Source organism: Serratia sp. BNK-12, assembly GCF_047456085.1.
GTDB classification, from domain to species: Bacteria; Pseudomonadota; Gammaproteobacteria; order Enterobacterales; family Enterobacteriaceae; genus Serratia; species Serratia liquefaciens.
Genome location: NZ_CP179896.1, coordinates 2,890,937 through 2,910,132, shown reverse-complemented (window position 1 = coordinate 2,910,132; position 19,196 = coordinate 2,890,937). Strand labels below are relative to the sequence as shown.

16 protein-coding genes are annotated in these 19,196 nt (G+C 58.3%); 11 read left to right on the top strand and 5 right to left on the bottom strand.

Annotated features, from left to right (window positions below; translation table 11 throughout):
• Positions 1 to 102: 102 nt before the first annotated feature.
• Together ACMGG1_RS13370 and yebS are read right to left on the bottom strand one after the other, a co-directional pair.
• On the bottom strand, positions 103 to 2,733 hold the full coding sequence (locus ACMGG1_RS13370; protein WP_020826547.1) for a PqiB family protein: 2,631 nt from the start codon (positions 2,731 to 2,733) through the stop codon (positions 103 to 105).
• A complete protein-coding gene (gene yebS, locus ACMGG1_RS13365) occupies positions 2,702 to 3,949 on the bottom strand; it encodes a membrane integrity lipid transport subunit YebS (protein WP_048762701.1) in 1,248 nt (415 codons plus the stop codon). Before yebS ends, ACMGG1_RS13370 begins: the two co-directional genes overlap by 32 nt.
• Before the next feature lie 244 nt (positions 3,950 to 4,193).
• Between yebS and ACMGG1_RS13360 the strand changes: the two genes are divergently transcribed.
• The 5 genes from ACMGG1_RS13360 (at position 4,194) to htpX (ending at position 9,321) form a co-directional block, all read left to right on the top strand.
• Positions 4,194 to 4,691 (top strand): GAF domain-containing protein, encoded by a 498-nt coding sequence (locus ACMGG1_RS13360; protein WP_020826549.1) that lies wholly within the window; start codon positions 4,194 to 4,196, stop codon positions 4,689 to 4,691.
• A gap of 95 nt (positions 4,692 to 4,786) precedes the next feature.
• Positions 4,787 to 5,497 carry an RNA chaperone ProQ gene (gene proQ / locus ACMGG1_RS13355; protein WP_020826550.1) on the top strand — a complete coding sequence of 237 codons (711 nt, stop codon included), beginning with the start codon at positions 4,787 to 4,789 and terminating at the stop codon, positions 5,495 to 5,497.
• A gap of 19 nt (positions 5,498 to 5,516) precedes the next feature.
• A complete protein-coding gene (gene prc, locus ACMGG1_RS13350; RefSeq protein WP_128864327.1) occupies positions 5,517 to 7,553 on the top strand; it encodes a carboxy terminal-processing peptidase in 2,037 nt (678 codons plus the stop codon).
• Positions 7,554 to 7,652: 99 nt separating this feature from the next.
• Positions 7,653 to 8,036 (top strand): DUF4260 domain-containing protein, encoded by a 384-nt coding sequence (locus tag ACMGG1_RS13345; protein WP_414160726.1) that lies wholly within the window; start codon positions 7,653 to 7,655, stop codon positions 8,034 to 8,036.
• Between the two features lie 406 nt (positions 8,037 to 8,442).
• Complete coding sequence (gene htpX / locus ACMGG1_RS13340) at positions 8,443 to 9,321, top strand: protease HtpX (RefSeq protein WP_020826553.1); 879 nt, start codon at positions 8,443 to 8,445, stop codon at positions 9,319 to 9,321.
• A 164-nt stretch (positions 9,322 to 9,485) separates the two neighbouring features.
• On the opposite strand, the gene ACMGG1_RS13335 is transcribed toward htpX, so the two are convergent.
• Positions 9,486 to 10,373, bottom strand: coding sequence for a LysR family transcriptional regulator (locus ACMGG1_RS13335; RefSeq protein ID WP_046373767.1), 888 nt, complete (start codon positions 10,371 to 10,373; stop codon positions 9,486 to 9,488).
• A gap of 175 nt (positions 10,374 to 10,548) precedes the next feature.
• On the opposite strand from ACMGG1_RS13335, the gene ACMGG1_RS13330 reads away from it, so the two are divergent.
• The 3 genes from ACMGG1_RS13330 to ACMGG1_RS13320 are packed head-to-tail and all read left to right on the top strand — an operon-like array spanning position 10,549 to position 13,522.
• Positions 10,549 to 12,081 carry an MFS transporter gene (locus ACMGG1_RS13330; protein WP_262215066.1) on the top strand — a complete coding sequence of 511 codons (1,533 nt, stop codon included), beginning with the start codon at positions 10,549 to 10,551 and terminating at the stop codon, positions 12,079 to 12,081.
• Positions 12,078 to 12,308, top strand: coding sequence for a hypothetical protein (locus tag ACMGG1_RS13325; RefSeq protein WP_122079021.1), 231 nt, complete (start codon positions 12,078 to 12,080; stop codon positions 12,306 to 12,308). The genes ACMGG1_RS13330 and ACMGG1_RS13325 overlap by 4 nt, the downstream gene beginning before the upstream one ends.
• Entirely contained in the window at positions 12,305 to 13,522 is a 1,218-nt protein-coding gene (locus ACMGG1_RS13320; protein ID WP_414160725.1) for an MFS transporter, read from the top strand. Before ACMGG1_RS13325 ends, ACMGG1_RS13320 begins: the two co-directional genes overlap by 4 nt.
• A 261-nt stretch (positions 13,523 to 13,783) precedes the next feature.
• On the opposite strand, the gene ACMGG1_RS13315 is transcribed toward ACMGG1_RS13320, so the two are convergent.
• Positions 13,784 to 15,178: an MFS transporter gene (locus ACMGG1_RS13315; RefSeq protein WP_130015827.1), complete on the bottom strand. Its 1,395-nt coding sequence runs from the start codon at positions 15,176 to 15,178 to the stop codon at positions 13,784 to 13,786.
• Between the two features lie 211 nt (positions 15,179 to 15,389).
• Between ACMGG1_RS13315 and kdgR the strand changes: the two genes are divergently transcribed.
• Complete coding sequence (gene kdgR / locus ACMGG1_RS13310; protein WP_122079028.1) at positions 15,390 to 16,181, top strand: DNA-binding transcriptional regulator KdgR; 792 nt, start codon at positions 15,390 to 15,392, stop codon at positions 16,179 to 16,181.
• A 74-nt stretch (positions 16,182 to 16,255) separates the two neighbouring features.
• Here kdgR and phnR read toward each other — a convergent pair whose 3' ends face one another.
• Positions 16,256 to 16,975 carry a phosphonate utilization transcriptional regulator PhnR gene (phnR, locus tag ACMGG1_RS13305; protein WP_122079031.1) on the bottom strand — a complete coding sequence of 240 codons (720 nt, stop codon included), beginning with the start codon at positions 16,973 to 16,975 and terminating at the stop codon, positions 16,256 to 16,258.
• A 269-nt stretch (positions 16,976 to 17,244) separates the two neighbouring features.
• Between phnR and phnW the strand changes: the two genes are divergently transcribed.
• Together phnW and phnX are read left to right on the top strand one after the other, a co-directional pair.
• On the top strand, positions 17,245 to 18,348 hold the full coding sequence (gene phnW, locus ACMGG1_RS13300; protein ID WP_414160724.1) for a 2-aminoethylphosphonate--pyruvate transaminase: 1,104 nt from the start codon (positions 17,245 to 17,247) through the stop codon (positions 18,346 to 18,348).
• Between the two features lie 8 nt (positions 18,349 to 18,356).
• On the top strand, positions 18,357 to 19,166 hold the full coding sequence (phnX, locus tag ACMGG1_RS13295; protein WP_020826558.1) for a phosphonoacetaldehyde hydrolase: 810 nt from the start codon (positions 18,357 to 18,359) through the stop codon (positions 19,164 to 19,166).
• Positions 19,167 to 19,196: the final 30 nt, after the last annotated feature.

Below are 19,196 nucleotides of genomic sequence, written 5' to 3'. Positions count from 1 at the left end.
GGGTGAGCTCTCTGGCAGCTGTCAAAATAAGGGCGGAAGTTTACCACAAAGCTGGAAACAGTAGGGGCCCAGCATTGCTGAGCCCCTGAGAAGGTGACTTATTTACTCTTTAGGGATGGCGGTGCCCCAGTCTCTCCAGTCCTTAGGTTCCTCCGCATTCAGCATAAAGTGCTTGTGCGGCGTGGCCTTAGGCGCCAGCGGAATACTTGGCGGGGTGGCGAAAGCAATGCCGCCGCGAATGAACTGCTGGAAGGTGCCGCTCTTGATCACGCCGCCGGTCAGGCCAAACTGCAGGTTATAGCCGGAGGCTTGCCAGAACACGCTGTTGTTGCGAACCAGATATTGGTATTTCTTGCTGATGCGCAGCGCCACGTGGATGCGATCGGACATGGCCCCCAGATAGAAACCGGTGACGGTGCCCACTTCCACGCCGCGGAACAGCACCGGGGTCCCAATCTGCAGCGAGCCGGTTTCGGCTGCGTCAAGGATCACGCTCAGACCGTCCAGATAGCGCGAGTCGGTGATGCTGGCTTCCTGCAGCTCAAAGCTGCGCAGCTCGCGCCCGCGACCCGGTTCCACGTTGATATAAGGTTGCAGCAGGGTATCGAGGTTGCTGACTCCGGCGGCGGAAATCTCCGGCGAGACAATCGAGAATCGGCTGCCCAGGCGTGCGAAGGTCTGGACGTATTCCGGATACAGCACCGCCTTGGCCAACACTTCATTTCGCTCTGGCGCCAGCTTCAACGAATCCACCTGGCCGATATCGATGCCGAGATAGCGCAGCGGCATACCCGGCGACAGTTTGCTGGCGTCGTAGGTTTTCAGGATGATCTGGCTACCCACCGCGCGGGCTGCGGTTTCCGTGGCGTACAGTACGCGTTTGGCGCCTTTGTCCAGCGTCACGCCCTGCAGGTTGTCGAAACTTATGGCGCCTTTCAACGCGCGGTTAAGCGGGGATGCCTGTACCGTCAGACCGTTGCCGTTCAACTGCACCTTGGCACCGCCCTCGGCCCAGAAGATGCTTTCACTGGTCAGCAGCTTGCGGTATTCCGGGCTGATATAAACATCGACTTCAAACTCGTTGGCCTTGGGGCGCACGTTAACAATTTCGCCCACCTGGAATTTGCGGTACAGCACCACCGAACCGGCCTGAACGTCAGGCAGGCTGACGGCGTTCAGCGTCAGGGTCGGCGTTGGGCTGTTACCGACGATGCCGGCTTCGGCCTTTTCGCTGTTGCCGTACAGAGGATACTGGCCGACTGGATCGCCTTTGCTGCCGGGGATGATGCGCACGCCGCCGTCCAGCCATTCCTGCGCGCTGGCACCCAGCACTTCCATGCCATCGAGCCCCAGCTTGACGTCGACGCGGCTGTTGACCACGAACTTGCTGTCTTTATGCAGCAGGCGGCGATATTGGGCTTCCACGGCGGCGGTGAATACCACGCCGCTGTCGGTTAGCGCGCGGCTCATTATTTGGCCGACCTTGACGCCATGAACCACTAGCGGCTGGCCAACGTCGATGCCATAGCTTTGCGGCGCGTTAAGCGTTACGGTCAGCACGCCCGGCTGTTGCAGTAGGGTTTCGCTGCTGTCCAGCACGTTGAAGTGCTGCTGCGGCTCGCCTTCGCCCGGCACCAGCTCCAGCGTATTGCCGGTCAGCAGCTGGCTGAGTTTAGCGTCGTTAAGGCTCAAGCGCGGGCTGCGCATGACGATCCGCGTACCGCTGCGCATTAAATCCACCACCGACGGATCGATGGTCAGCTCGCCGGTGACCTTACTGTCTTGTTCCAGCGTCAGTTTGGTCAAAGTACCTACCTGCAGCCCCTGATAAATCAGCGGCGTGTGATTTTCACTCAGGCTGTTACCGCTGGGCAAATCAAGCGTAATGTTAACGCCACGCTGGCTGTGCGCCAGATCCGGGTAGAGGGTGTAACTTTGATCGGCCTTGGCCTGTTGACCGTCGAGCGGTGAATCAAAAGCGATGGCGCCGTTAACCAGCGCGGCCAGGCTTTCCATCTGCACCGAGGCGCCCGACAGGCTGAAATCGCCCTTAAAGCCGGAAACGTTCCAAAAACGGCTGTTGCCCTTCACCAGATTGGCAAAGCGGCGATCGATCAGCACATCGATAGTGACGCCTTTATTCCCTTCGGAGATGGTGTAGTCATACACCTTGCCGACCGGAATTTTGCGGTAATAGACCAGCGAGCCGGTATTGAGCGACCCCAGATCGTCGGCATGCAGGTGAATCATCAGCTCGCCGGTGTTCAGCCGGTATTTGGGCTGAGTATCGAGGGCGGTGAAGTGGGTTTGCGGCTGCCCGCTGCCCGGCATCATGCCAATGTAGTTGCCGCCGACCAGCGCATCCAGGCCTGACACACCCGCCAATGAGGCTTTTGGCGTAACCAGCCAAAATTGGGTGCCGTCGCGCAACGAGTCTTCCAGATCGCTCTTGATGCTGGCTTCGACCACGATGCTGCGCAGATCCTTGCTTAGGCTGATGCTCTGTACGGTGCCGACTTCTACCCCTTGATAGCGCACCGGGGTACGGCCAGCGACGATGCCTGCCGCAGACTGAAAATCAATGGTCACCGTGGTGCCGCGTTCCTGGAAATTGCTGTAGACCAGCCACCCCGCAATCAGCAGGGCAATAAACGGCAGTAACCAGAATGGCGAAATGCGGCGCTTGTTTTTGACCCGCGCTTCAGTCGGTGTATTCGGCGTTTCCTGTTGCATGTGCATCCCAAATCAATCGGCTATCCAGCCACTCTACGGCAAGAATAGTTAAAATAACCGCAGACCCAAAGTAAAAGGCTGCCGGTCCCATAGTAAAAGATAACAACTGGTCGCGGTTCACCAGCGACATCATCAGTGCAATAACGAATAAATCGAGCATTGACCAGCGGCCGATCCAGGTCACCAGCCGCAGCAAGCGAATGCGCGTTTTCAGGCTGTGCGAGGTTTTGAAATGAATACTGAACAATATCGTGATCAGCACAATGACCTTGGTAAAGGGCACCAGCACGCTGGCGATGAAGACGATGGCGGCGATCGGCACATTGCCGGAGCTTGCCAGTGACACCACCCCGGAGAATATAGTGTCTTCCATCCGGGCGCCATTGGCGTAAATGATAGATATCGGCAACAGGTTGGCCGGGATCAGTAAAATCATTGCCGCAATCAGCGCCGCCCAGGTTTTTTGCAGGCTGTAGGGCTGACGGTGACACATGGGCACATGGCAGCGCGGGCAGCGTCCGCGCTCATCGGGATAACCGGTGAAATGGCACGACAGACAAATATGCAGTGCCGTCGGCGGGCCCTCTGGTTGCTCTTGCGGGTAGTAGCGTTCCCACAGCTGTTCCAGATTGACGTGGATCAGCGTCAGAATACTGAGCAGGGTGAGTGACAGGTAGGCGATCAGGGCGCTGCCGGCCTGGATATCGGCATACTCTTTGACCTTGATGGTTGCCACGGCCATACCAATCAAATAAATATCGAGCATCACCCACTCTTTTAACCGTTCCAGCATCAGCAGCACCGGGCGCAGGTTCATGCCCAGCGCATGGCCGAAACGCAGGTACAGAAGTGACAGCGCCAACGTCAGTGGAGCACCTATGGTGCAGAACGCCACCATGCTGGCGGTGATAGGATCACCCTGGCGGCTCATCTGCCAGATGCCTTCCAGCAGGCTGGCGTCGATACGTACGCCCAGCAAGCGGATGCTGATCAGCGGTTCGCTGAAGGCGAAGGGCATCAGCAGCAACATGGTGACCGCCATGGCGGTCAGTCGGGTCATCGACCAGTCGCGTCCGCTGACCACCTTCGCATCACAACGCGGGCAGTAGGCTGCCTGTTTGCCGCTGAGCGGCGGCAACACAAACAGCAGGTCGCATTCGCAACAGCGCTGGTGGCGTGCTTTGGAAAGTGGGCCGGTGATAGCGTGTATTTTCATCATGAGAAAAGCTGCCCTAAAGCTCGCCGCAACAGTTAGCGTAGCTGAAAAATAAATCTGTCCGTGCTCATCGGTTCAAGCGCCGGGCGGCAAAACAGGGTTTCAGACCGGCAAACATACCTTGCCCGGTAGGGTTTTGTGAAGCAACAGATGATTAACCTTGTGGCTATAGGCATTTAATGCTTATTTTATAGGGCTTAAGACTTGGGCTTCTGGCCATCTTCACGGTATTAATGGTTAACACATGACAAAAGAACAATTCTACGCGGAATTAAAACGTGATTTGTGCGCGCTGCTTGACGGGGAAACCAACTTTATCGCCGCGTTGTCCAACGCCAGTGCGTTGATCAACGAGCGCCTTGATGACGTCAATTGGGCCGGTTTTTATCTGATGGACGGTGCGCAATTGGTGCTCGGTCCGTTCCAGGGGAAGATCGCCTGCGTACGTATTCCGGTAGGCAAGGGCGTGTGCGGGACTGCCGTGGCGGAAAACCGCGTGCAACGTGTTGGTGATGTCCATGCGTTCCCAGGCCATATCGCCTGTGACGCAGCCAGTAATGCAGAAATTGTGCTGCCGCTGAATGTTAGCGGTCAGATTATCGGCGTTCTCGATATCGACAGCACAGTTTATCAACGTTTCGACGAACAGGACGAAAGGGGCCTGGAAGCAGTGGTGGCGGGGCTTTGTGCGCAGCTGGAACAGTGTGATAGTGCGAAATATGTCACTGTGGCAGCAAGTTGATCTACGGTTAACGTGGCATTTACCGATGGCGTCATTATAATGACGCCTGTTCATGCCTGCGCTGGTTGGCAAACCCGTTGTAATCAGGAAATTTCATGGAAAATCAACCTAAGTTGAACTCTAGTAAAGAAGTCATTGCTTTTCTTGCCGAGCGTTTTCCGCTCTGCTTTAGCGCCGAGGGCGAAGCTCGCCCGTTGAAAATCGGTATTTTTCAGGATCTGGTCGAGCGTGTTCAAGGGGAAGAGAACCTCAGCAAAACGCAATTGCGTTCTGCCCTGCGCCTGTACACCTCTAGCTGGCGTTACCTGTACGGCGTCAAAGTTGGCGCGCAGCGCGTCGATTTAGACGGCAACCCGTGCGGTGAACTCGAACAGCAGCATGTCGATCATGCCCGCCAACAGCTTGAAGAAGCGAAAGCGCGCGTTCAGGCACAGCGTGCCGAACAAAACGCCAAAAAACGTGAAGCTGCCGGCGAATCAGCCGATGCGCAACCGCGTCGTCCACGTCCAGCCGGTAAAAAACCTGCTGCACGTCGCGAAGGCGGAGCCGCACCGGAGAACCGCAAGCCACGCCCACAAACTCGCCCACAGCCCGCTCGTCAACCTCGTGAAGTCAAAGAGGAAAGCCAGCAGCGCCATGTGCCAGTCACGGATATCTCTAAACTGCAAATTGGCCAAGAAATCAAAGTCAGAGCAGGCAAGAGCGCGATGGATGCTACCGTACTCGAAATCGCTAAAGATGGCGTACGTGTGCAGCTCTCTTCCGGTCTGGCGATGATTGTGCGCGCAGAACACTTGCAGTTCTGATACGGAGGCCAACCAAGGCATGAACAAATTTGTCAGATTAACAGCAGTCGCGGGTCTGTTGTGGGCGGGCGTCAGTTACGGAGCGGACACAGCCAACATCCGCATCGATCAACTGCCCCAGCTTAAGCAGGAACCGCAACATGCAACGGTGAGTGAGCGCGTAACCTCGCGCTTCACTCGCTCTCATTACCGCCAGTTTGCCCTCGATGCGGACTTTTCAGGCAAGATCTTCGATCGTTACCTGAATATGCTGGACTACAACCATAACGTGTTGCTGGCCTCCGACGTGGCGCAATTCGCCGACAAGCGCAACCAGCTTGGCGAAGAGCTGAAAAGCGGTAAGCTGGATACGCCATACGCGCTGTACAATCTGGCCCAAAAACGCCGTTTTGAGCGTTACACCTATGCCTTGTCGCTGCTGGAAAAGCCAATGAGCTTCACCGGCAACGACACTATCGATCTCGACCGCAGCAAAGCGCCGTGGCCGAAAGACAAGGCCGAACTGGACAGCCTGTGGGATGCCAAAGTCAAATATGACGAGCTGAACCTCAAACTGACCGGCAAGACCGACAAGGAAATTCGCGAAACGCTGACCAAACGCTATCAGTTCGCTATTAAGCGCCTGACGCAAAGCAACAGCGAAGACGTATTCCAACTGGCGATGAATGCCTTCGCGCATGAAATCGACCCGCATACCAATTATCTGTCCCCGCGCAATACCGAACAGTTCAACACCGAAATGAGCCTGTCATTGGAAGGCATCGGTGCAGTGCTGCAGATGGATGACGACTACACCCTGATCAATTCCATGGTACCGGGTGGCCCAGCGGCGAAGAGCAAGGCGATCACCGTGGGTGACCGTATTGTCGGCGTTGGCCAGGCGGGTAAACCTATGGTTGATGTTATCGGCTGGCGTCTGGACGATGTGGTTTCGCTGATCAAAGGGCCAAAGGGCAGCAAAGTGCGCCTGGATATTCTGCCTGCGGGCAAAGGCACCAAAACCCGTGTGGTCACACTGACCCGCGAGCGTATTCGTCTGGAAGATCGCGCGGTGAAGATGACCATCAAGACCGTCGGCAAAGAGAAAGTCGCGGTGATGGACATCCCAGGCTTCTACGTTGGCCTGACCGATGATGTGAAAGTTCAGTTGCAGAAGATGGCCAAGCAGAACGTCAAGAGCCTGATCATCGATCTGCGCACCAACGGCGGCGGCGCGCTGACCGAAGCGGTATCACTGTCCGGTCTGTTCATTCCGAGCGGACCGGTGGTGCAGGTACGTGACAACAACGGCAAGGTGCGTGAAGACGCGGACACCGACGGCGTGACCTACTACAAAGGGCCGCTGGTGGTGCTGGTTGACCGCTTCAGCGCCTCGGCTTCCGAGATCTTTGCTGCGGCGATGCAGGACTACGGCCGCGCGCTGATCGTCGGTGAACCGACCTTCGGTAAAGGCACCGTCCAGCAGTACCGTTCGCTGAACCGCATTTACGACCAGATGCTGCGTCCGGAATGGCCGGCGTTGGGCTCGGTGCAATACACCATTCAGAAGTTCTACCGCGTGAATGGCGGCAGTACCCAGCGTAAAGGCGTAACCCCGGATATCCTGATGCCGAGCGGCATTGATCCGGCGGAAACCGGTGAAGCCTTTGAAGACAATGCGATGCCGTGGGACAGTATTAATGCGGCGACCTACACCAAAACTGGCGATCTGAAGCCTTTCGATCCTGAATTGCTGAAAGATCACGAGCAGCGTATCGCCAAGGATCCTGAGTTCCAGTACATCGCGCAGGATATCGCGCATTACAAGGCGCTGAAGGACAAGCGCAACATCGTTTCACTCAATCTTGCCCAGCGTGAGAAAGAGAACCACGATGATGACGCTACCCGTCTGCAGCGCATTAATGACCGCCTGCAGCGCGCCGGTAAAAAGCCGTTGAAGAAGCTGGAGGATCTGCCGAAGGATTACCAGGAGCCCGACCCATACCTGGATGAAACCGTGCATATCGCTCTGGATCTGGCGCACCTTGAACAGGCGCAGCCAGCGGCGACGAAGTAACGCAGCCAAGCACCAAAAAGAAAAACGCACCTTCGGGTGCGTTTTTTAATGGGCGCGGTCAGGGCCCCGAGTCGAAATTAAACGTTTTGTGAGGTCACGATGAGCGACTTAAGCCCGTCAATGCGCGCTGTACTCCGTTTTGAAGCCGTGCTGGTGTTGATACTGTCCGTGGTGATATACCACGGACAACACTACCGTTGGGGATTGTTTGCCGCCTGTTTCCTGATCCCCGACATCTCTTTTCTGGCCTATGTATTGGGTAAAAAAGCGGGGGCCATCGGCTATAACCTTGCCCACTCTTATATTGGACCGGCGTTGTGCGGCCTGGTATTTGCGGGAACCCAACAGCCACACTGGTTGATGGCGGCGTTGATTTGGGGCGCGCATATCGGTTTTGATCGAGCCTTGGGTTATGGGCTGAAATACGCTAGCGGCTTTGCAGATACCCATCTGGGCGGGCTGGGACGTAAACCACAGCGTTAAAATACCGCCCCTCGAAGTGCGAGGCCGGTGTGCAGCCCGCTTTCTTGCGGTTGCGTAAGCCCAGTTGCCGCCGGCGAGGAAATAGATCAGGGAGCGACGGTAAGGGTAGCGCTTTGTGACGTAAATCTTACCGGCTGGGGCTGGCGGACACTTTGCTTCCTGTGCAGGGGACGGAATTTTGTTCGGTTGATCGGATTGGGTCGCAGATAAAATTCCCATAAAAACTCGCCGCTTTACGCAACAATCGTTTACAATTTGGGGAGTATTGCTGAAGCGCCGTTTTTGTAAAGTTTCGTATTTTTAGTAGGTTAATGGCGTACAACTCTTGAAACTGTGATGAATGCCCATACGATCTAGGGTATCCAAGGCAGCGTTTTGTTAACATTTATGAGGAAGTAAACATTTTATGATGCGTATAGCTCTGTTCCTGCTCACCAACCTGGCGGTGATGTTGGTTTTCGGGCTGGTGCTCAGCCTGACAGGAATCCAATCCAGTAGCGTTCAGGGCCTGATGATCATGGCCGGTCTGTTCGGCTTCGGCGGTTCTTTTGTCTCACTGCTGATGTCCAAATGGATGGCGCTGCGCTCCGTTGGCGGGGAAGTGATTGAACAGCCGCGTAACGAAACCGAAAACTGGCTGCTGGAAACGGTACGTCGTCAGTCGCAGCAGGCGGGCATTGCCATGCCGCAGGTCGCTATTTATCACGCACCGGACATTAACGCCTTCGCCACCGGCGCGCGTCGCAACGCTTCGTTGGTCGCCGTCAGTACCGGTCTGCTGCAGAGCATGAGCCGTGACGAAGCGGAGGCGGTTATCGCCCATGAAATCAGTCACGTCGCTAACGGTGACATGGTGACCATGACGCTGATTCAGGGTATCGTGAACACCTTCGTGATCTTTATCTCGCGCCTGATTGCGCAGGTGGCCGCCGGCTTCCTGGGTAACCGTGACGGTGAAGGGGAAGGTAACGGCAACCCGATGATCTATTTTGCCGTGTCGATGGTGTTGGAACTGGTGTTCGGTATCCTGGCCAGCATCATCACCATGTGGTTCTCGCGTCACCGTGAGTTCTACGCCGACGCAGGCTCCGCCAAACTGGTGGGCCGCGAGAAGATGATCGCGGCGCTGCAACGGCTGAAAACCAGCTATGAACCGCAGGAAGCAGGCAGCATGATGGCGTTTTGCATTAACGGCAAATCCAAGTCGTTCAGCGAACTCTTCATGTCTCACCCGCCGCTCGATAAACGTATCGAAGCGCTGCGTTCAGGCCAGTACCTGAAGTAACCCAAAGAACGTAAAAAACCCCGGCTTGCCGGGGTTTTTTATTTCAGGCGTCGCCGGGCTGATGGAGAAGCTTTCATACAAGCAGACAGAGGCGAACGCCTGCGCAGGCCACGCTGTTCATTGGGTAAGATTGATTCGATCTCCCTCGAGCCGATCGTGAACCATCAGGACTTAAAAAGCTCCGCGCTCATGAAGTCGATGAACGCGCGCAGCTTCGGCGCCAGGTGCTTGCTCGACGGCCAGAGCATGCGGAAGGTGCCCTGGTGCTGGTTGAAGTCGTCCAACACCGTCACCAGCTCGCCCGCCATGATCGCGTCGCACACCATGAAGTCCGGCAGGCAGGCGATCCCGAGGCCATCGCGGGCGACGTGAACCAGGGCCTCGGTGGTATTGCACACCATCGAGGCCGGGAGGACAGGTTCCGCTTCGCCCTCCCGCATGCGCAAGGGCCACGGCTCGAACTTTCCGGTGCTCGGGAACTTGTGTTGCAGGCAGGAATGGCCCGTGAGGTCGGACGGCACACTTGGCGTGCCGCGTGCGGCGAAGTACCGGGGCGCACCGATCAGCAGCAGCTTAAAGGTGCCCAGTGGACGCGACATCAGCCGGGAGTCCGCTGGCTCCCCGGTGCGAATGACGGCATCGAATCCATCCTCGATCACATCGACCATCCGATCCGAGAAATCCACATCCAGCTCGATGGCCGGGTAGCGGTGCATGAAGGCCGTCAGCGCCGGCATGACCAGGCCGCTGACCAACGGCAGGCTCACGCGCAGCTTGCCTCGGGGCGCCTGCCGGGTTTCCGACAGTTCCAGCTCCGCGGCTTCGACTTCGGAGAGGATACGCCGGCAACGCTCAAGGAACAAAGCGCCTTCGGCCGTTAGTGTGATGCTGCGCGTGCTGCGATGGAACAGGCGCACACCCAGCCGTTCTTCAAGCCGCGCTACGCTCTTGCCTACGGCGGAAGACGAGATGCCGAGCACTCGCCCAGCCTCAGAAAAGCTGCGGGCTTCGGCCGCCTGCACGAAGAACTCGATGCCGTTGAGGAAATCCATTGCGTCGCCCATCTAGGAATATTTGTCCGATATGTTCGGAACCTTAGCCTATTTTTCTTAACCGTGCGAACGCATACGCTGACGGCTGCACAGGTTGGATGCGGCTGTCTTGTCTTTCGAGCTATGGCTTTGGTGTCTGCCTGTCCCTTCACGGATTCTTTAGCGGAGTTTTTCCATGACACACGCCTCGGCCGCCATTGGCGGTACTAACGGCCGCGACTGGCTGCAACTGCTGGCCGCTTGCCTCACCGGCATCCTGATCCCGTTGTGCTTCACCGGGCCAGCCGTCGTGCTGCCGTCCATCAGTCAGGAGCTGGGCGGGACGGCAGTGCAATTGAACTGGGTGGTTAATGGCTACATCCTGACCTACGGCAGCGCCATGATGGCGGCCGGAAGTCTGACCGATACCTATGGCCGCAAGCGCGTGTGGCTGGTTGGGCTGGCGCTGTTCGTGCTGGTGACGTTCGCCATTCCGCTGGCACCCTCGGTCGGCTGGATCGACGGCCTGCGCCTGGCTCAAGGCCTGGGTGGCGCAGCCGCCTTCGCCGGCGCCATGTCTTCGCTGGCGCAGACCTTCCATGGCTCGATCCGCACACGGGTATTCAGCCTGCTTGGCACCACGTTCGGCATCGGTTTGGCCTTCGGGCCGCTGGCGGCGGGCGGGTTGGTGGAAATTGCCGGCTGGCGCTGGGTGTTCCTGGCGACGGCACTGATCGGTGTGGCCGGCTTCGGGCTGGTTTGGGCCAGCGCCACGGAGTCCCGTGACCCGCAGGCCAAGGGCCTGGACTGGCCGGGCGCTATCAGCTTCACCGCCGCACTAACTTTGTTCACCTACGGCATCCTGCTGGCGCCGGAGGACGGCTGGCGCAGCGCCGCGGTCATCGGCTCGCTGCTGGCGGCGGTCGTGCTGTTCGTGGCCTTCGTGCGGATCGAGCGTCGTGTCGCCCGCCCTATGCTCGACCTATCGTTGTTCAGCCGTGCGCGTTTCGTCGGCGTGCAGATGCTGGGCGCGTCGCCGGCCTTCTTTTTCGTCACGCTGATCGTGATGCTGCCAGGCCGTTTCATCGGTATCGACGGGCTGGGCGCGCTCGAAGCGGGGCAAATGATGATTGCCCTGGCTGCGCCGCTGCTGGTGGTGCCGTTCCTTGCCGCGCTACTGTCGCGCTGGTTTACCTCCGGCATATTGTCCGGCGTCGGGCTGCTGCTGGTGGCGGTCGGGCTGATCTGGCTGGGCCAGGTGCTGGCGGGAGGGGCTGGTGCCGCGTTGGTGGTGCCGCTGGCGCTTATCGGTATCGGTATTGGCCTGCCGTGGGGGTTGATGGATGGCATGGCCGTGAGCGTAGTGGAGAAAGAACGCGCGGGCATGGCGACAGGGATCTTCAACTGCGTGCGCGTCTCGGCTGACGGTATTGCCATTGCAGTGGCGGGTGCGCTGTTGTCGTTCCTGCTCCAGGCTGGATTGCTCGGCGCCTTGGACGCGGCTGCTCCAGCCGTTGTGATCGAGGCCGCCAACCGTGCGGCGCTGGGCGATCTGGCGCAGGCGTCCGCGCTGGTGCCCGGTGAACGCGCCTTGCTGTTGGCAACCTACGACCACGCATTCCGCTGGGTCTTGTACGTCCTGGCCGCGTCGTCGGCACTGACGGCATTGCTGGTGTTTGCCTTGCTCGGCCGTTCGCGTGCCCATGAAGATGTGGGAGCGGCGGTATGAGCCAGGCCGGGACAGGTTCCTTACCGAGCGACCTTACCCAGCATCGGGCCTATGCGCGGGTCTCCCTTTGGATGCGGCAACAGGCGCAAGGGGTGGCCCTCGTCGCGTTGAATCTGAAACCGATGCGGCGTACCACCGCCGAAGTTTTGGCGGAATACGCGCTGTCGGAGTTTCCCATCGGGGTGGTCGACGCAGCGATGCAGAACGCCGGAGAGGCTCATCCATGACCGGCCGCCCATCGACGGTGTCCATGTGGGGTGCGGCATGGCTGGTGACGGCCGTGTTCATGCTGTCCAACTCGCCGACGCCGCTGTACGTCTACTGGCAGCAGGAAATCGGATTCTCCACCGGCATGCTGACGGTTATCTTCGCCCTCTACATCGCCGGGTTGCTGGGCACCTTGCTGGTCGCCGGGCAGTTGTCCGACCGCTATGGCCGCAGGCCGATCCTGCTGCCGGGCCTGCTGGCCGCGCTGACGGCCTGCCTGCTGTTCGCCGGTGCACAGTCAGTGCTGGCTTTGGGCATTGCCCGGCTGCTGACGGGCATCGCCGTGGGCGTCATGGTATCGGCTGGTATGGCGGCCGTCGGCGACCTGGGCGGCAGCGATCGCAGGCGCCAGGCGGCGTTGCTGGCTTCGGTGTCGATGGTGTTCGGAGCCGGACTGGGCCCGCTGCTCGCGGGGGGCTTGGCGCAAACGCGGGCGCATCCGATCCTGTCGGTGTTCGCCATCGAACTGGCCGTCCTCGGCAGTGCGCTGGCCGTTGCCTGCTTGTTGCCTTTGTGCCGTCCGGCTCGATCCGGCGGCGAACCATTGCGCCTTCGGCTACCCACGGTGCCCGTCGCCAATCGGCGGCATTTGGCCTGCGGCATCGCCACTTTCGGGCCGGGCATCACTGCAACCTCGTTCGTGTTGGCGTTGGGGCCATCGCTGCTGTCCCGGCTGCTCGACGTGCGCAGCCCCATGATCGCCGGCGGCATGGCCTGCGCCATGTTCCTGACCGCCACAGGCGTGCAGTTCGCGGTGCGCCACTGGCCGATACGCTCGATCTTCCTGGCCAGCACCACGGCCACGGTATTGGCGATGGCGAGTCTGGGCATCGCCGTGCATGCCTCGCTCGCATCGATGCTGGTGGTTGCGGCGCTGCTGGCGGGGGCCGGGCAGGGCCTGGGTCAGTTGGGTGGCCTGACCCTGATTGGTCTGCATGTGCCCGACGGACGGCGCGCCGAGGCGAATGCAGTGTTCAACATCGGCGGCTATATCCCGGCGGGGCTGCTGCCGGTTGCGGCCGGCTATCTGATCGACAGGCTTGGGCTGGCGGGCGGCGCCACGCTGTTCGCCATCGCGCTGGCCCTGGTCGCAGGCGTGGGCGGATTGTTCGTGCTCAAGGCGTTGGCGGTTCTTGGCGAACCTCGCACAATGCAACCTTCCAAGAGGGAATGACGATGGCGCTGCGGCATTTCCGTTGCTTGCCGTAGTCTAAGAACTGGGCATGGTGCGTTCGCACGAACCACGCCCGGCACACGCCTGAACCGCGCGTCTGTTTCGACAGCGTGCCCGCGTTGCTGATTCTCAAGGAAGCGTGGCTATTCCTTGATGAGCCGTCTTTCACGGCCCGCATCCGGCAACGGCTCAAGACCTCAGGAAAAAACGTCAACGTCATCTTCGCTACGCAATGACTGGCCGATAACATTTTTATGCCTGCTATTTGGCTTGCTCACTGTTTTCTACCGCTTGCGCACGCGGTTGGGTAATGCGCAGGCTGCTGACTGCCGCCGCCAGCGTGGCAAAGGTACCGGCCAGAATCAACGAAGCGTGGGTACCGGAAGTGGGGAACAAATTGAACATCAGCGCCACCAGTGCGGCACCGGAAGTCTGCCCCAATAGGCGGGCGGTACCCAACATGCCGCTGGCACCGCCGCTGCGGTTGCGCGGGGCGGCGGAAATAATGGTGTGGTTATTGGGCGATTGAAACAGCCCGAAGCCGGCGCCGCACAGCACCATGCGCCAAATGATATCCAGATCGGAAGGGTTATGCGGCAGCAATGCCAGCAAGAATAACCCCAATGCAAACACCGCCAGGCCGATGCAACCCAATAATCCGGCGTGGATCCGCTCCACCAGCCGCCCGGCCAATGGTGCCATGACGATAATCGCCAGCGGCCAGGGGGTCAGCAACAGCCCGGTGGCGACCTCATCGCGGCCCAGCGTCCCTTGCAGAAAGAATGGTAACGAGACCATCGCCAGCATTTGTGCGGTAAAGGAACAGATTGAGGTGCCCATCGACAGGGCGAAAATCGGGATACGCAGCAGGTCTACCGGCAGCAGCGGAAATTCCTGGCGCAGCTGGCGGCGGACAAAGAAGAAGCCAATGACCAGCAGCGCGGCGATTTCACTGAAAATCAACGTCAGGCTCTGGCCCTGGGCAAAACCGCTGATGGCGGTGATCAGCAGCCCGAAAGTCAGGGCGTTCATCACCGCACTGGTTGGGTCGAAACGCTGATTGGTGCTCTTCTGACTATTGGCGGGAAGATATTTCATCCCCAGCAGCAACGCCACAATGCCGATCGGCAAGTTGATGGCAAACAGCCATTGCCACGAGGCAACCGAGAGGATTGCCGCCGCCACCGTGGGCCCGGCAGCCGAAGAAAAGGCGACAATCAGCGAGTTGATGCCCATGCCGCGTCCGAGAAAACGTTGCGGATAGATAATGCGGATCAGTGCGGTGTTGACGCTCATGATGGCGGCGGCGCCAAACCCCTGAAGCACGCGAGCAATAGTCAGTGTCGTCAGCGAGTCGGACAGTGCGCAAAACAGTGAGGTCACGCTGAAGACCAGCAAACCGGCCTGATAGATGCGGCGATAGCCAATCAGATCGCCGAGCGAGGCCAGCGACAGCAGGGAAATGGTGATGGCTAACTGATAGGCGTTCACCACCCAGATGGAGCTGGCTGGGCTGGCGTTCAGGTCGCGAGCGATAGTCGGCAGCGCCACGTTGGCGATTGCGCCGTCGAGCACGGAAACGGTAATGCCGAGGGCAATGGCGAGGATTGCCCCATAGCGCTGCGGGACGGGGAGGCCGTCGGTACAAGAACGCATGTTGATCTCGAAGGTATTAATCCGGGGGAGTATTACCATGCTAATCATGTTCGTCTGCGATTGCATCCACACTTTTCCGTTCAATTGTAATAACCGATGAGATCCCAGCCTGCATTCAGCCCAGCCCGATTGCGTGGCTTCTGCGGTACCGCGTATACTGAAACCCTTGTTCAAATTTCTTAAAACACAAAAGCTGGGTAGGATTTTGACTATGGTGAACGCAGATCCAGACAAACAACCGGATGCGGTTTCCTCCGTGCTGAAGGTATTCGGTATCTTGCAGGCGCTGGGCGAGGAGCGTGAGATTGGCATTACAGAGCTTTCCCAGCGGGTGATGATGTCCAAAAGTACCGTATACCGTTTTCTTCAGACCATGAAGTCGTTGGGCTATGTGTCGCAGGAAGGGGAAACGGAAAAATATGCCCTGACGCTCAAACTGTTTGAACTGGGTGCCAAGTCGTTGCAGAACGTCGATCTGATCCGTATTGCAGATGTTCAAATGCGTGAACTGTCGAATCACACTCGGGAAGCCATTCACCTTGGGGCGCTGGACGAAGACAGCATTGTTTATATCCATAAAATCGACGCGCAATATAACCTGCGCATGTATTCACGCATCGGTCGGCGTAACCCGTTGCACAGTACCGCGATCGGTAAAGTGTTGTTGGCGTGGCGCGATAGGGCGGAAGTGGCGCAAATTCTGTCGCAGATTGAATTTACCCGCAGCACGCCGAATACCCTGACCGATGCCGGGGCGCTGCTGTCGCTGTTGGATCAAGTGCGTGAGCAAGGTGTGGGTGAGGACATCGAAGAGCAAGAAGCAGGGCTGCGCTGTATTGCGGTGCCGGTATTTGACCGCTTTGGCGTAGTGACCGCCGGCCTGAGCATTTCGTTCCCGTCGATTCGTTACTCTGAAGATGCCAGGGCAGATTACGTCAAACGTCTGCACACCGCCGCGCGCAACATTTCCGAGCAAATGGGCTATCACGACTACCCGTACTGATCCCGTCAGTTGACCAAATCAAGGGCGCAGCCATTCACCGGCGGCGCCCTTTTTTGTTTGGCACAGGGCAGAGATCACAGCGTATCGACCTCAATGCGCAGGCTGTCATGTCGCCAGTATTCGATATCAAAATCGAGAATTCGCCCGTGCTGGTCGTAGTTTAACCGGCGCAGCAGCAGTGCGGGCAGGCCAACCATCGCGCCCAACGCAGTGGCGGCGGCGTATGGCAGGGCGGTAGGGTAAAACGACAGGTGCATCCGGTGGTAAATCAAATTGTACCGTTGCTGATAAATCTCGGTCAGGCTGCCGTTAAGATCCTGGTTGAGCAATTCAGGCACCCGCTGCGGCAGGCAGTGGTTCTCGCAATAGCAAATAGCCCGGCCGTCGGCATAGCGTACGCGGCGCAGCAGATAAATTGGGTCATTCGGCTCCAGCGCTAATGGTCGCATTACGTCGAGTGGCACCGCGGTTTTTTCGGCGGACAACAGCTCAGTGCGCGGCGTGCGCCCCTGCTCCTGGCATAACCGGTGGAAGTTGGTGTTCTGCGTCGGATCCAACCACAACCTTTCCGGCGTAACGAACCAACCCCTGCGGTCGGCGCGGTAGATGGCACCGGTGGCTTCCAACTGCGCCAGGCTTTCCCGTACGGTGACACGAGTAGTAGAGAAAATGGCGCACAGCTCGCGTTCGGAAGGCAGCTTATCGCCCGCCTGCAGCGCGCCGCGAGTGATACGCGCCTGTAGCTGTTCCTTGATTTGCAGGTAGTGGGGCAACTCACCCAGATGTTCTTTCATTTCATCTCGCTATGGCATTACGGCACGCGCTCATTATATACCCGTCATACTTCAAGTGGCTTGGGTGTTAGCTGCCTTCACTCACCCCAGTCACTTACTTGAGTAAGCTCCTGGGGATTCACTCAGTTGCCGCCTACAAGCAACTCGAATTATTTGGGGTATACATGCCCAGATGAATTTTTTGTTTCACCTGCGGTTGGCGTTTGACCCGAAGGCCAGGTTGCGGTCAGTATAATACTCATCTGGTATAGACCAATTGGGTGAATGAAATGTCTGAGCACGATTATTTGCTGTTAACCCCTGGCCCGTTGACCACCTCAAAAACGGTGAAGGAAGCGATGCTGTTCGATAGCTGTACCTGGGATGAAGATTACAACCTGGGCGTGGTGCAGAACATTCGTCAGAAGCTCGAGGCGCTGGCGACTCGGTCAACGGGCTACACCTCAGTGTTGTTGCAAGGCAGCGGCAGTTTTGCGGTTGAAGCGGTATTGGGCACGGTAATGGGGCCGCAGGACAAATTGCTGATCGTCAATAACGGCGCTTATGGTGCGCGGATGATCGAAATGGCCCGGTTGATGGACATCAATCACCATGCGTTCAACTGTGGTGAAGTGAATGAGCCGGATGTTGAGGCGATGGAGGCGGTATTGAAAGGCGATGCAGGCATCAGCCATATCGCCATGGTGCATTGTGAAACCACCACGGGAATGCTGAATCCGCTGCAGCGCGTCTCAGGCCTGGCGGCGCGAAATGGCAAAACCCTGATCGTGGATGCGATGAGCAGTTTCGGCGGTATCCCGCTGGATGTCGATGCGCTGGGCATTGATTATCTGATCAGCTCGGCAAATAAATGCATTCAGGGCGTGCCGGGTTTCGCCTTTGTGATTGCCCGCCGCAATGAACTGGATAAGTGCGCGGGGCGCTCGCGTTCGCTGTCGTTGGATCTGTATGCCCAGTGGCGCTGTATGGAAGATAACGCCGGCAAATGGCGCTTTACCTCGCCGACGCATACGGTGCTGGCTTTTGCTCAGGCGCTGCGCGAGCTGGAGCAAGAAGGGGGGATCGATGCCCGCCACGCTCGTTACCGGGCAAACCAGCAGCGGCTGGTGGCTGGGATGCGCGCGCTGGGGTTCGAAACCTTGTTGGAGGATGATTTGCACTCGCCGATCATCACCGCGTTCTATTCCCCGAAGGCCGACACTTACCGTTTTACCGAGTTCTATCAGCGCCTGAAACAGCAGGGCTTTGTCATCTATCCGGGCAAGGTATCGCAGAGCGACTGCTTCCGCATTGGCAATATCGGCGAAGTTTACCCGCAGGATATCGAACGTTTGCTGGCCGCGGTCGGGCAGGCAATGTACTGGGAGCAATGAGGATGAGCATGAGTCAGATTAACGCAGTGATACTCGACTGGGCCGGCACCACGGTAGATTTCGGCTCCTTTGCGCCAACGCAGATTTTTGTTGAAGCCTTTAAGCAGACCTTTGATATCGACATCAGCCTGGCGGAGGCGCGCATTCCGATGGGGTTGGGCAAATGGCAGCACATTGAGGCTTTGGGCAAATTGCCCGAGGTGGATGCGCGTTGGCGGCAGCAGTTGGGCCGCTCCATGAGTCATCAGGACATTGACGCGCTGTATCAGGCTTTTATGCCGTTGCAAATCGCCAAGGTGGTCGACTTTGCCGATCCGATTGAGGGTGTGCCACAGGTGATTGCTGCATTGCGTGAGCAGGGCATCAAGATAGGTTCCTGTTCGGGTTATCCGCGGGCGGTGATGGAGGTGCTGGCGCCGGCAGCGGCGCTGCGAGGTTACGCGCCGGATCACTGGGTTGCGACTGACGATTTGGCCGCTGGTGGGCGTCCAGGCCCGTGGATGGCGCTGCAAAACGTGATTACGCTGGGTATCGATTCGGTGGCGCACTGTGTGAAAGTGGATGATGCAGTGCCGGGTATCAGCGAAGGATTGAATGCAGGCATGTGGAGCATCGGGCTGGCGCTGTCGGGTAACGAGTTTGGGGCTACCTGGCAGGAATACCAACAAATGAGTGAGTCGGAAGTTAACAAGCGGCGCGCTTTGGCAACCGATAAACTGTATTCCGCCGGTGCGCACTACGTGATTGATACATTGGCACAACTGCCGGATGTGATTGCTGAAATCAATCAGCGACTGGCGGCGGGCGAACGGCCCTGAGTGGATTGCAGATATAAAAAAACCGGGGCT

Excerpts from the sequence above, each read along its gene's own strand:
- ACMGG1_RS13370 (WP_020826547.1), bottom strand. The coding sequence starts at position 2,733 with ATGCAACAGGAAACGCCGAATACACCGACTGAAGCGCGGGTCAAAAAC.
- yebS (WP_048762701.1), bottom strand. The coding sequence starts at position 3,949 with ATGAAAATACACGCTATCACCGGCCCACTTTCCAAAGCACGCCACCAG.
- ACMGG1_RS13360 (WP_020826549.1), top strand. The coding sequence starts at position 4,194 with ATGACAAAAGAACAATTCTACGCGGAATTAAAACGTGATTTGTGCGCG.
- proQ (WP_020826550.1), top strand. The coding sequence starts at position 4,787 with ATGGAAAATCAACCTAAGTTGAACTCTAGTAAAGAAGTCATTGCTTTT.
- prc (WP_128864327.1), top strand. The coding sequence starts at position 5,517 with ATGAACAAATTTGTCAGATTAACAGCAGTCGCGGGTCTGTTGTGGGCG.
- ACMGG1_RS13345 (WP_414160726.1), top strand. The coding sequence starts at position 7,653 with ATGAGCGACTTAAGCCCGTCAATGCGCGCTGTACTCCGTTTTGAAGCC.
- htpX (WP_020826553.1), top strand. The coding sequence starts at position 8,443 with ATGATGCGTATAGCTCTGTTCCTGCTCACCAACCTGGCGGTGATGTTG.
- ACMGG1_RS13335 (WP_046373767.1), bottom strand. The coding sequence starts at position 10,373 with ATGGATTTCCTCAACGGCATCGAGTTCTTCGTGCAGGCGGCCGAAGCC.
- ACMGG1_RS13330 (WP_262215066.1), top strand. The coding sequence starts at position 10,549 with ATGACACACGCCTCGGCCGCCATTGGCGGTACTAACGGCCGCGACTGG.
- ACMGG1_RS13325 (WP_122079021.1), top strand. The coding sequence starts at position 12,078 with ATGAGCCAGGCCGGGACAGGTTCCTTACCGAGCGACCTTACCCAGCAT.
- ACMGG1_RS13320 (WP_414160725.1), top strand. The coding sequence starts at position 12,305 with ATGACCGGCCGCCCATCGACGGTGTCCATGTGGGGTGCGGCATGGCTG.
- ACMGG1_RS13315 (WP_130015827.1), bottom strand. The coding sequence starts at position 15,178 with ATGCGTTCTTGTACCGACGGCCTCCCCGTCCCGCAGCGCTATGGGGCA.
- kdgR (WP_122079028.1), top strand. The coding sequence starts at position 15,390 with ATGGTGAACGCAGATCCAGACAAACAACCGGATGCGGTTTCCTCCGTG.
- phnR (WP_122079031.1), bottom strand. The coding sequence starts at position 16,975 with ATGAAAGAACATCTGGGTGAGTTGCCCCACTACCTGCAAATCAAGGAA.
- phnW (WP_414160724.1), top strand. The coding sequence starts at position 17,245 with ATGTCTGAGCACGATTATTTGCTGTTAACCCCTGGCCCGTTGACCACC.
- phnX (WP_020826558.1), top strand. The coding sequence starts at position 18,357 with ATGAGTCAGATTAACGCAGTGATACTCGACTGGGCCGGCACCACGGTA.